Below are 12,202 nucleotides of genomic sequence, written 5' to 3'. Positions count from 1 at the left end.
TATCATTTATTGATGTATGTTAATAAAAGCAATGGAAGATGGACTTATCTTTGGGACCTTAAACAATTCAGGAAATGGAATATTTTCAGGATATTTCATTTTGCTTATATTTAGAACATAAACTTTTAAACAATAGAATAATATGAAAAAAATCAGTGTAATTGCATTAGTAGGAGTAGGATTGCTTTTGGCATCTTGTAACAAAAACAAATCAGCTGAAGCAGCAGCTACGGGAACAGAGCAGGCAGTAGCAGAAAGCAAAGGAGAAGTATTGGCAGTGGATACAGTAGCTTCTGTAGTGAACTGGAAAGCTTTTCACAAAGGAGGAATGGCTCCTCGTTGGGGAACTTTGACGGTAAAATCCGGAGATCTTAGCATCGAAAACGGGAATGTAGCAGCTGGGAACTTTGTCATCGATATGAACTCTCTTAAAGTAGATCCGGCTTCAGTTACTGAAAAAGATAAAAAACCGGCTGACCTTGAAGCTCACTTGAAAAACCCTGACTTCTTCGATACGGCAAAAAATCCAACCTCTGACTTTAAAATCACCAGCGTAACAGATCTTAAAGAAGCACCGAAAGATGCTGTAGCAGGAGCTAACAAAACAGTAAGCGGAAACCTTACTCTATCCGGAAAAACAATGAATGTTACCTTCCCGGCTAAAGTAGACGTTGCAGAAGGTACTGCAGCAATTCAGGCTAAATTTACAGTAAACAGAGCAGACTGGGGAATCAAATTCGGAACTTCTGAAGCAGATCCTGCAGAATGGATGATCAGCAAAGACATCGAAATCGCAGTAGACGTGAAAGCTAAGAAATAATATTGTTAGACTATAAAATCTTTGAAGCTGTCTTTTTATAAGGCAGCTTTTTTTTTATGCTCCGAATCATCCTGAGACTGCCGTTTTTATTCCGAATCCGGAAATTCTGTCACATTCCTAAATCGAAAAAGATATTTTATCCCAAATCATTTTTCAAAAATGTCTATAAAAATAAAAAATTTTTAAGGGGCATTATTTAGAGGATTTGAGGTTAAAAACATCTAAAAATGTTTCCTAAAGTTTATTTTTGATAAATTATTAAACACGACAAGTCTTGTCGCTACACAATAATACCTTTGCTTTATCAATAGCAGGAGTAGCTAAAAAACACTATTAGGTGATAAAATTTACAATTATTTCATTATAAATCTAACCAGTGTGAAGTAAAAATAATATTTTTGTAAAAACTCTAACAACTATTAACAAATAAACTTGAGATGAAAAAACTCTATATCGGTGCATACTTTCTATGCACAGTTCTGAGCGTTTCGGCTCAGGAAGTTTTATGGCAGAAAGACATCAAATCCACCACTCAGGATTTTCTAAGCCAGGTAACTCCAACCGTAGACCTTCAATACTTAATTACCGGAAGCTCCATTCAGTCTAAAAGCCTGTCGCAAGCAGCCAGCAGCCAAAAGCAGAACAACGGTTACGATTTCCATCTCGTAAAACTCAACCAACAGGGAGAAGAAGTCTGGGAAAAATACTTTGCAGGTAAGAACCACGATTACCTTTCCGCATCCCTATCCACTCAGGACGGAGGCTTTCTCTTAGCAGGAACTTCCTATTCAGGCAAAGGGCTAGACAAAAAAGACGATTCCAAAGGAGGCTCCGATATCTGGTTGATTAGAATCAATGAATTTGGTGATGAATTATGGCAGAAAACCATTGGAAGCACTTCCGATGAAGAAGCCAGAGCTGTCATTCAAACCACCGACTTAGGCTTCGTTGTCGCAGGAAATATTCAAAACTCTGCAAATGGCTATGGTTCCAAAGATGTTCTTGTCATTAAACTAGACAAAAACGGAAAAGAAATCTCCCAACTTATTTTAGGCGGGAAAGGCTTAGACGAAGTAGAAAAAATGATTCCAACGAGAGACGGAGGAGTTTTATTAGGAGTCTATTCCAGAAGTTCCGAGTTTCGAGGTTCGGGTTCCGGATTACAGAATTCGGAGACAAATTCAGGTACTGGCAGTACTACCACGAATCCCGAATCCCGTTACCCTAAATCCACGAATAATCAAGGAGAAGGCGATTACTGGATCATTAAGCTCAGCAAAGAAGGCAAAGTGGAATGGGAAAAGAACTATGGCGGAACAGGAGACGATCACTTAAGAACATTAGCTATGACTACTTCAGGCTTTATCATAGGAGGCGAAAGCCGTTCCGAGAGATCAGGCAATAAAACCGTAGGCATAGAAGAAGGTACCGACCTTTGGCTCATCTCCTTAAACGAAAGAGGCGAAGAAATCTGGCAGAAATCCTACAACTTTAAAAACAGGGATGTTTTAATGGGAATGCATGTCATCTTAGGTCATAACGAAAGAGAAAAGAATAAAGACCTCACCAAAGGAATACTACTTGGAGGCTATACCCAGGCAGAAGGCAGAATAGAAACCGATGATGAAACCTTCTGGATGCTGTATGTAGATGAAAACGGTAACGAACAGTGGAGAAAACATGTAAAAGGCGAATCCAGAAAGAGAGAAGAAAGACTTTCGGATATTAAACTGAATAGAGACGGCTCTATTATTCTGGCAGGAACCAGTGCTGAAGAATTAGGCAAAGAGAACTGGAAGATTGTAAAACTCGGAGATCAGCAGGTAGACCAGCTCATAGAAAAGCAGGATATCAGGATCTATCCGAATCCGGTATCCGATTATACCTATGTAGAAATTGGCTTTGATTTCAAGGAAGCGGATATTACGATGTATGATATGTCAGGAAGACAGCTCCAACAAATCAAAACCAAGAACAGGGTAACCAAGATCAATACTCAGCCTTTGATACAGGGAGCTTACCTGATTACGATAAAAACAGACGATAACAAAACTGCGAATGCTAAACTGATTAAGAAATAAACAGATGAAGAAAAATATATTAATTATAATATTGACATGTTTGGCATATGCTATAAATGCTCAAACTCCGACGCAGGAGGGCAAAAGTTACGTGGGAAATATCAATGAAATGTTCCCCCCTGCACCAACTTCGAATAATCTAATGAAATTTGAAGAAGTTCCTGTAAGCTATTATACAGGGGTTCCGGATATAAATATTCCTTTATTTAATATTCCTACAAGCAATAAAGATGTTGCGGTGAATATTCAATTAAAATATCACCCTTTAAATGCAAAACCAGATGATAGGTCTGGTGAAACTGGACTGGGTTGGAGCTTAATAGCAGGAGGAACTATTACTAGAACAGTAAGAGGAGGAAGCCCTGATGAAAAAAATAGAACTATATCTCATTCTTCTCCTCCAAAAGTGAAATTTGGAATCTATGATCATTTCCAGAATCCCACATATAAAATCATAAATGATGATTTTTCTTTCAATTTTAATGATTATACTTTTTATTGTGGCGTGGGAAGATTTGATACAGAATATGATCTTTATCAATATAATTTTATGAATTATTCCGGAAGATTTTATATTACAAAAACTTCAGCTGGGGCATATGTTTTAGAGAAATTAGATAAGAATAATCTTCAGATTGTATGTGGCGAAATTGATATGTATGGTGTGATAAAATCCTTTATTATCACAGACGATAAAGGGGTAAAATATATTTTTGATGCTAAAGAGAGGTCACAAAAAAATATTGTTACGGTAAAGATAGGGATGACAACTAGTGAAGGACAGCTGATTCCTACTATGGATATTGCTGATTATTTTACGTCATTTCACTTAGTAAAAATTAATGATCAAAATAATACAAATTTAGTTGAATTTAATTATGATCTTTCCTCGGAAGTAAAATTCAAGGAAACACCTACCATTACTTATAGATCGGCTAGTAATGTTTATTATACTAATTATTCTCTACAACAAACGGGGCAATTACAAAGTCCGGATGGTAGTATGCCGGGATCTCTGGAAAATCAAACAGTGTATAATAATTCTCAAACGAAATTACTTACAAGTATTGATATTAAGGGAAAAGGGCAGATATATCTGAATTATGAACAAGGCCGACAAGATTCAAATTATTCGGAGCCTGTTAATCTTTATAAACTGAAGTCTATTCAATCAAATTATTCAGGACAGCCTTCTACACAATACACAGAGAAGTATATTTTTGATTATGATTATTCAAATGTTGAATTTCAAACACTTACTGGATCTGAACCTCTTCGTAAAATGCTTCTGAAAAAAGTTACTAAAAGTATATTAAACGGGCAGAGCTCAGAATACTGGTTAGACTACAACACCAACTCGTCTGTACTTAAAAAAGATGATTGGGGATATTATAAATCTTCTGCGGGTTTAAGTTTAAATAATGACATTGTTACCGATGTATTAAAATCAATAACATACCCTACGAAAGGGAAAGCCATCTTTAATTTTGAAGAGAATGAATTTAGTTATAACCCTACCGAGCAAGAGGTAATGACACCGGTTACAGGGTATAATCAAATGAATGATTTTGAATTCAGTATAAATTTCTTGCAATTTAATAATCTTTATAAACAACAATTTTTTACAATACAATCAGCACAATCTGTTAATTTGGATCTTTGGTTGGGAAATTTGATTTATTTTAACTGGAAGCTTCAGCTATTTAAGAAAAATACTGACAATACATTTTCTCCGGTTGTTTATGAGTTTGCATATCCCGCCCAAACATGTAATAAACCTCAGCCCTCTAATTGTTTTGTTCTGAATCCTGATCCCAATGGTGAAATTAAATCGGAATTCCACCCAAGTGTATATCTTGAACCAGGAACTTATTATGCTACTTTAAGTGGAGATTTTGGTCCTTCTAATGCAGCACCTACTAATGAGACTTTCGTAGCACATACAGCTGAGCCAACGTATATAGATGTTAAAATATATAAAGGTGGCGGAATAAGAATTAAGAATATTTCTTATTATGATGACGCTTCAGCTAACGATTTTGCTAAAAAGTATATATATAGTTATAAAAATCTTGATGATGCTCAAAGAAGCAGTGGAGCTTTGGTTTTTCCAAAACCGATTTTTAAGCTTTTGGAAAGCTATTCGTACCAAAATACAATCAGTAATCCTACCATAATGTATAGTGCTGATTTTAATGTGACGACAGACTATAATATTCTTCCGGTGCAGAAAACCCAAGGGGGAGATGTTGGTTATAAATACGTTACAGTAGAACAGATTGATAAGAATAATAATAAAAAAGGAAGAACAGAATATAAATTCAGATCCCCAATTGATTATCCGAATGAAGGAACTGTTGTGGTAACATTACCTCCGATTCCAATTCCTAACCAGGATTATTTAAGAGGACAAGTGATTTCTGAAAAAAAATACGATTCTAATAATAATTTAGTTACAGAAACAATTACAGATTATACAAGTTCGGAATATCAGAAAAATGATGGTGTTAAAATTAAAGATAACTTTTCCAATAATATGATAGCTGAGTTATTCTCATTCAATAGTTATCAGGATATGGTTAACCATGGGTTTATGCAGCCATTAACCACGCCATATAAAAACTTTGAAAAATTTGGAGTGACTTTACCTACTCAAAAAGTAGAGAAATCTTATTTCTATAAAAATGGAATTTCGAATATGATATCTACAACCACAAATAATAGCTATAACCCAAGGGACTATCTTATTTCGGTAACAAAAAGTTTTTCTGACGGAGAATCAAATAATATCAGTTATCAATATGCTCACGAAAAAAACGATATAAGATTGATTACTGCCAATATGATTGGTATTCCTTTAGTAACCGAAGAAAAGAAGAATAATAAAACGATCAGTAAAATAGAAACTTTTTATAATGATATGAACCATTACTTTCCGAGTTCATTGATGTCTTATGATCTGCAAAATCCAACTACTGGAACGACAGAAGTCACTTATGATAAATACGATGATAAAGGTAACTTACTGCAATATACCACCAGAGATGGAGTTGTAACATCAATCATTTGGGGGTATAATAAGACTCTTCCTATCGCTAAAATTATTGGAATAGATTATACTTCTATTTCGGCTTCTTTTAGTGATGTAGATATTGTAAATGCATCGAATACTGATGCCGGAGCAGGAATAAACAATGACGAAACATCACTTCTCAATACATTAGCTGCTTTCAGAAATGCCTATTCAAGACATCAGGTTACTACCTATACTTACGATCCGTTAGTGGGTGTAAGAAGCATCACTCCTCCCTCAGGGATACGAGAAGTATATATTTATGACTCTGCCAACCGCCTGAAAGAAGTAAGAGAACAGAACCAGACAGGTAAACTCTTAAAAGAATACCAATATCACTATAAAAACTAATATTACGATGAAAAAACTCATCATTCCCATAAGCGCCTTATTCATTACCGGTTGGAGCCAAGCACAGCTCAGTACAACAGAAAACTATGTATATACTAAAAACTACTTAGATTATAACGGAATCACTCCTACCAAGACCTCAGAAACCGTTCAGTATTTCGATGGGTTGGGAAGGCCTAAGCAGGTGATCAATATCAAAGCGACTCCTTCCAACAAAGATGTTGTTACTAAAATAGTCTATGACCAGTTCGGAAGACAGACCTTAGATTACCTTCCCGTTCCCCAAATCGGAACACAAAACGGCGGAATCTATACCGATCCATTAGCTAATGTAACGAGTACTCCTTACGGATCAGAAAAGATCTATGCCGAAAAACAATTGGAAAACTCTCCATTAGATAGAATTCTAAGCCAAAAGCAGGTTGGTAATGCATGGGACAACAAACCTGTACAGTTTGGATATGATGCCAATATCGATGGGGAAGTAAAGAAATATACTACTTCTTTCAATTATTCCACATTTGAATCTTCTATACCTGTTTCCACAACTTACGGAGCTAATCAGCTGTATAAAAATACCATAACTGATGAAGATGGAAACAAAACCATAGAATTTAAAAATGGTAAAGGACAAGTGGTATTGGTAAGGAAAATGTTGAATACCACAGACAGTGCCGATACCTATTACGTGTATAACGATTATGATCAATTAGCGTATGTCATACCTCCTTTGGCATCTGTTGTTACATCATTAGATCAGACTGTATTGAATAATTTATGTTATCAGTACAAGTACGACAGCAGAAACCGCTTGGTTGAGAAAAGACTTCCTGGAAAAGACTGGGAGTATATGGTCTATGATAAAGCAGATCGCTTGATCATGACTCAGGATGCTAACTTAAATGATAAAGGAAAATGGTTATTCACGAAATATGACCAATTTGGAAGAGTAATCTATACAGGACTTATTGCGGGGGGCAGTAGAGAAAGTATGCAATCACAGGCAGGTCCAATTGTTATTGCAGAATCGAGAGATGCGACAGGATTTACCAAAAACGGGATGCAGGTTTACTACACCAATAATCTGTTCTATGAATTTGAAACCATTTTAAGTGTTAATTATTATGATAGATATCCGGAAGGAACTCCTGCTTTTATCCCCACTATTTCCAATCAAAGTGCAGTATTAACAGATAATATAAATTCAGAGCTTAACACAAAAAGCTTGCCTTTGGCATCCTATGTAAAAAATATAGAAGACGACAACTGGACGAAGAACTACAGTTATTATGATACAAGAGGAAGAATAATTGCTACCCATTCCATCAACCATTTGGGAGGCTATACCCAGACAGAATCCAGGCTTGATTTTGCAGGCTTGGTTCAGCAGACCATTACCCGCCATAAAAGGATTTCAAGTGATGCCGAAAGAATCATCACTGAAAATTTTGAGTACGACAATCAAAATAGACTGAAAGTCCACAAGCATAAAGTAGATAATAATCCCCAGGAAGAAATCTTAGCACAGAATGAGTATAATGAAATCTCACAGCTTATCACAAAGAAAGTGGGAGGATCGTCTTTGGGAGCCGGCCTTCAGGATGTGAATTATGCTTACAATATCCGGGGCTGGATGACAAAGATTAACGATCCTGAGAATCTAGGAAACGACCTTTTTGGGTATGAAATAAAATATACCAACCCGGAAAATACCAACCAATCATCACCAAAATATAACGGGAACATATCCGAGATTGATTGGAGAACGGCATCCAGCTTTAATAACAACAAAAAAAGATACTCTTATCAATATGACGGACTCAATAGACTTCTGGCTGGAATTTATTCAGAACCTGGATCTTCAATTATAGCGAACAATAATTATAATGAACAGCTGACGTATGATCTTAATGGTAATATTCTTACCTTAAAAAGATTTTCTAAACCTTCTTCGGGAACAACAGCAGAGCTTATAGATGATTTAGAATATAAGTACACCGGTAATCGACTGAATAAAATACAATTACCTGCAGGCGTTGCAAATAATTATTCAGGATATAATGCAGCACAAAATGATTTTGGATATGATGATAATGGAAATATGAAAGTTCATATGGATAACGGAATCAGTTCCATAGACTATAATTACCTGAACCTTCCCAATAAGATTTTAACAAGTCCTCAGGTATTCTTCAATACCTATCAATTGTATTATAAATACAGATCAGATGGACAAAAAGTTGAGAAAACATATATTACTTCACAGATGGATGTTGTAGGGAATCTGGAACCTGTTGAGCTTAAGACGTATTATCTGGATGGTTTTCAGTACTCTCAGAATGTTAATTTTGGCTCAGTATCTCCGCTTTTACTCCGTTTTATTCCAACCTCTGAGGGATATTATGATTTTGTGAAAAATAAGTATATTTACAATTATACAGATCATTTAGGAAATATAAGATTGAGTTATATGAAAGGGGTATCTGCATTAGAAATTCAGGAAGAGAATAATTATTATCCTTTTGGATTAAAACATGAAACCACTTATTTGGGGCTAGCGAATGGAAAGTATTATAATTACCAGTATAACGGGAAGGAGCTACAGGAAACAGGGATGTATGATTATGGTGCAAGAATGTATATGCCGGATCTGGGTAGATGGGGGGTAATAGATCCGTTGGCTGAAATATATCGTCGTCATTCTCCATATTCTTATGCAGTGAATAATCCAATCATGTTTACTGATCCGGATGGGATGCAAATAGACCCAGTAAATCAAAAAGAATGGGACGGATTAAAAAGTTCCGTAACTTCTAAAAGAGATGAATTACAAAAAGAAGTTAATAAAATAAATCAAAAAGCTCAAGATAAAGGTTGGGATGCTAAAACCTTAGCATCAAAAATGGGGGATAAGCAAGATAGGTTAAATAGTCTTAATCAGTCTTTAAATAATATGTCTACTTTAGAATCCAGTGATCAAATGTATGGATTGAATAAAATGACAGGATCTGAAGGAATTACCTCTTATGATAAAAATACTGATAAGATAAATATTGGTTATGTAAATGAAGGGAATTTTGTTCACGAAATGACTCATGGAGCTCAATTTGAATCTGGAGAAATTGCATTTGATATTGAGAGTGGGAAATCCTTGGCCCAAGATTTAGATGATGAATCAGCGGCATATAAAGCACAAGCCGCATTCGATCCTTCTTCGGTTGGAGGCATGTCTATAAATAATATAAATAATAATTGGCTAACGACTTTACGTGACTCTTCTGGTCAGCAAGTTTATGGGGTTGGTGGAAGTGCCAAATCTGGTTTATTCGGAGTCTCAATAAACTCAACTGTTGGACAATTAATCCGAGCATATCCTGCAGCAAAAGAATCTATGAAAAGTTTAGATCAAAGTATTAAGTTGAGAGAATTCCAGGGTGTAAAATATAAAAATAAATAATGAGGCTATTAATATTTTATTTATTAATCGTATTGTGTTTATCTTCTTGTAATGCGCAAACTAATAATTTTATTCTAAGAGAAAAATATACATTGCATAAAAGTAAAAAGTCTTTAAATTATAATTTATATATAAATAAAGATTCCACATTTATATATACTATTGGATTTGGTGGAAGTTTGGTTACTGAATGCAAAGGAAAATGGAAACTTAATAATACTCGAGATTCTGTAGTTTTAAAATGTTATTCAGAAAAGCCTTTAGCGAGTCTTAATTTTACTTATATGGAAAATAGAATTAATATATTTAAAATCTCAAAAAAAGGTAAAACTTTAAGCAACGAAAGAATAGTTTTAAAATACAAATAAGATAAAATTCTGTTAATTGATGCAAGGAATGTAATTAGAAAGTATTATTGCTCAATTTTTAGGATTGAATACTAGGTATCATTTTATCTTTTGGAATAGAATATATATTAGATATACTCAAGCTTTTATAGCTTTATTCACTCTCTAATATGACATTTGTCTCGGTAGAGAAAAATATCCCTCGCATTTTGCGAGGGTTTTTAGTATTTATAAATAAAATAATTTATAAAACGCGACACGATTTGTCGCTGCACCATAATACCTTTGTTTTGGCGTTATCAGGGATAAATTGACACTAAAATAAGCTGATGAATTTCCGAAATATTTCAATACAAACCCTACCCATATGAAGTAAAAACCATATTTTTGCAACGTTTTTAAAAAATTAATAACAGTAAACTTAAACATAATACGGGATGAAAAAACTCTATATCGGTGCATATTTCCTATGCACAGTTCTGAGCGTTTCCGCTCAGGAAGTCCTATGGCAGAAAGACATCAAATCCACCACTCAGGATTTCTTAAGTCAGGTGACTCCAACCGTAGACCTTCAGTACTTAATTACCGGAAGCTCCATTCAGTCTAAAAGCCTGTCGCAAGAAGCCAACAGCCAACAGCAGAACAACGGCTACGATTTCCATTTAGTAAAACTCAACCAACAGGGAGAAGAAGTCTGGGAAAAATACTTTGCAGGCAAGAACCACGATTACCTTTCCGCATCCCTTTCCACTCAGGACGGAGGCTTTCTCTTAGCAGGAACTTCCTATTCAGGCAAAGGCCTTGACAAAAAAGACGACTCCAAAGGAGGTTCCGATATCTGGCTCATCAGAATTAATGAATTCGGAGATGAAGTATGGCAGAAAACCCTAGGCAGCACTTCCGATGAAGAAGCCAGAGCCGTAATCCAAACCACTGACTTAGGATTCTTTGTCGCAGGAAATGTTCAAAACTCTCCACAAGGTTATGGTTCCAAAGACGTTCTTGTTGTCAAATTAGACAAAACCGGAAAAGAACTCTCCCAGCTTATTTTAGGCGGAAAAGGCTTAGACGAAGTAGAAAAAATGATTCCAACGAGAGATGGCGGTGTTTTATTAGGAGTCTATTCCAGAAGTTCCGAGTTTCGGGATTCGGGGATAGGTTCGAGTTCCGAGATTCGTGGTTTGAGTTCCGGAACTCCCACCCCGAATCCCGTATCCCGTTACCCCAAATCCACAAATAATCAGGGAGAAGGCGATTACTGGATCATTAAACTCAGCAAAGACGGCAAAGTAGAATGGGAAAAGAACTATGGAGGAACAGGAGACGATCACTTAAGAACCGTGGCTATGACTACTTCAGGCTTTATCATAGGAGGCGAAAGCCGTTCCGAGAGATCAGGCAATAAAACCGTAAGCGTAGAAGAAGGTACCGACCTTTGGCTCATCTCCTTAAATGAAAAAGGTGAAGAGATCTGGCAGAAATCTTACAACTTTAAAAACAGGGATGTTTTAATGGGAATGCATGTCATCTTAGGACACAATGAAAGAGAAAAAAATAAAGACCTAACCAAAGGAATCTTACTCGGAGGCTATACCCAGGCAGAAGGCAGAATAGAAGCCGATGATGAAACCTTCTGGATGATGAAAACGGAAACGAACAGTGGCGAAAACACGTCAAAGGAGAATCCAGAAAAAGAGAAGAACGGCTTTCGGATATTAAACTAAACAGAGACGGCTCTATTATTCTGGCAGGAACCAGTGCAGAAGAACTAGGAAAGGAGAACTGGAAGATTGTAAAGTTGGGAGATCAGCAGGTGGATCAATTGATCGAAAAGCAGGATATCAGGATCTATCCGAATCCGGTATCCGATTATGCCTATATAGAAATTGGCTTTGATTTTAAGGAAGCGGATATTACGATGTATGATATGGCAGGTAGACAGCTTCAGAGTTTGAAAACCAAGAATAAGGTAACGAAGATCAATACCCAGCCTTTGATACAGGGTGCTTACCTGGTTACGATAAAAACAGACGATAATAAAACCGCTAATGCTAAACTGATTAAGAAATAAAC

Annotated in this window: 7 protein-coding genes; all 7 read left to right on the top strand. The window is 35.9% G+C overall.

Annotated features, from left to right (window positions below):
- Positions 1–142 precede the first annotated feature (142 nt).
- The 7 genes from CLV73_RS05505 to CLV73_RS19095 all read left to right on the top strand — a co-directional run bounded on the left by CLV73_RS05505 (position 143) and on the right by CLV73_RS19095 (position 12,200).
- Positions 143–820: a YceI family protein gene (locus CLV73_RS05505; protein ID WP_100375852.1), complete on the top strand. Its 678-nt coding sequence runs from the start codon at positions 143–145 to the stop codon at positions 818–820.
- 437 nt (positions 821–1,257) lie between these two features.
- Positions 1,258–2,901, top strand: a complete 1,644-nt coding sequence (locus CLV73_RS05500) for a T9SS type A sorting domain-containing protein (protein ID WP_100375851.1) — start codon at positions 1,258–1,260, stop codon at positions 2,899–2,901.
- 4 nt (positions 2,902–2,905) lie between these two features.
- The gene (locus tag CLV73_RS05495; RefSeq protein ID WP_157798727.1) at positions 2,906–6,325 is read left to right on the top strand and encodes a hypothetical protein; all 3,420 of its coding nucleotides are present in this window, start codon (positions 2,906–2,908) and stop codon (positions 6,323–6,325) included.
- Positions 6,326–6,332: 7 nt separating this feature from the next.
- Complete coding sequence (locus CLV73_RS05490; protein ID WP_100375849.1) at positions 6,333–9,782, top strand: DUF6443 domain-containing protein; 3,450 nt, start codon at positions 6,333–6,335, stop codon at positions 9,780–9,782.
- Complete coding sequence (locus CLV73_RS05485) at positions 9,782–10,150, top strand: hypothetical protein (protein ID WP_157798726.1); 369 nt, start codon at positions 9,782–9,784, stop codon at positions 10,148–10,150. The genes CLV73_RS05490 and CLV73_RS05485 overlap by 1 nt, the downstream gene beginning before the upstream one ends.
- 416 nt (positions 10,151–10,566) lie before the next feature.
- Entirely contained in the window at positions 10,567–11,853 is a 1,287-nt protein-coding gene (locus CLV73_RS05480) for a T9SS C-terminal target domain-containing protein (RefSeq protein ID WP_228424242.1), read from the top strand.
- A 74-nt stretch (positions 11,854–11,927) separates the two neighbouring features.
- Positions 11,928–12,200, top strand: a complete 273-nt coding sequence (locus CLV73_RS19095) for a T9SS type A sorting domain-containing protein (RefSeq protein WP_228424240.1) — start codon at positions 11,928–11,930, stop codon at positions 12,198–12,200.
- Positions 12,201–12,202: the final 2 nt, after the last annotated feature.

It is taken from the genome of Chryseobacterium geocarposphaerae (assembly GCF_002797535.1).
Lineage (GTDB): Bacteria > Bacteroidota > Bacteroidia > Flavobacteriales > Weeksellaceae > Chryseobacterium > Chryseobacterium geocarposphaerae.
The sequence above is the reverse complement of the archived record's forward strand: the minus strand, read 5'-3'. Positions and strand labels throughout refer to the sequence as shown.